The organism is Microbacterium sp. HSID17254, assembly GCF_003989315.1.
In the GTDB taxonomy this organism is placed as follows: domain Bacteria; phylum Actinomycetota; class Actinomycetes; order Actinomycetales; family Microbacteriaceae; genus Microbacterium.
The window spans coordinates 1-979 of the sequence record NZ_RBLT01000127.1 but is presented as its reverse complement, the minus strand read 5'-3'; the positions used below and the strand labels follow the sequence as shown (position 1 = coordinate 979).

General features: G+C 71.7%; 1 protein-coding gene. It reads right to left on the bottom strand.

What is annotated here, in order from left to right:
* Positions 1–979: enoyl-CoA hydratase/isomerase family protein (locus tag D8M34_RS19915; RefSeq protein ID WP_446723745.1), on the bottom strand; the 979-nt coding region annotated here is incomplete at both ends.

Sequence of the window (979 nt, the reverse complement as noted above, 5' to 3'; positions counted from 1 at the left end):
AGGTGCAGCGCGGCCTCCCGCCCCTCCAGGACCCGGACCACGCCGGGCACGGCCTCCGCCGGGGCGGTGTCGACCCGCAGGAGCCGCGCGTGCGCCCGGCTGCTGCGCACGACACCCATGTGCAGCAGGCCGTCCGGCCGGATGTCGTCGACGAACAAGGCCGTGCCACCCGCGCAATCGAAGGCGTCGCGCTTCGGCCACCGCGCCGAACCGATCACGGACCCGTCCACCGCCGGCATGTCCGCTGCTCTTCATCCGGGCCATGCCCTCCAGCGCGAGGCCGTATCCGAGCAGGCCGTGCAGGCGTTGACGGAGGTCCTCGGTGAGGACGGTCCGGGTGTAGCGGCGGACCAGCCGGGGCTGCTGCAGCAGGAGCCGGGCGAGCTCGCGGGCCCGCGGGAGGAGATCCGCGCGCGGCAGCACCTCGTTGACCAGGCCGGTGTCCTTGGCCTCCGCCGCACCGATCTGCTGTCCGGTGTAGAGGAAGTACCTGCCCCGCGTCGGCCCCATCAGCAGCGGCATCACGACGTGCATGCCGTCGCCGGGGACCATCCCGCCGGGAAAGTGCGCGGTGTCCTGGAAGTAGGTGTCGTCGGTGGCCAGCACGATGTCGCTGACCAGCGGGATCTCGGCGTGCCGCACCGCCGGCCCGTTGATGGCCGCGATCACCGGGGCTTCGATGGCCAGCAGGTGCGGCAGCATCTGCTTGCCCTCCCACTGGATCGGGTCGTAGGTCTCGGGCGTCATGGTGCGGCGGTTGGGGTGCTTGCCGGGCTCGATGGCCGGGCCGCTGAAGGCATCCCCGGTGCCGGTCAGGATCACCACGTCGTTCTCACGGTCCCGGCCGATCTCGAGGAAGGCGTCCTCGAACTCGTGGTGCGCCAGCAGGCTCCACTGCAGCGGGCCGCCGTCGGTGTGGAAGGTGACCTCGAGGATCCCGCCGGTCCGCTCCAGTCGGAGCGTCTTGTAGCGGTCCTTG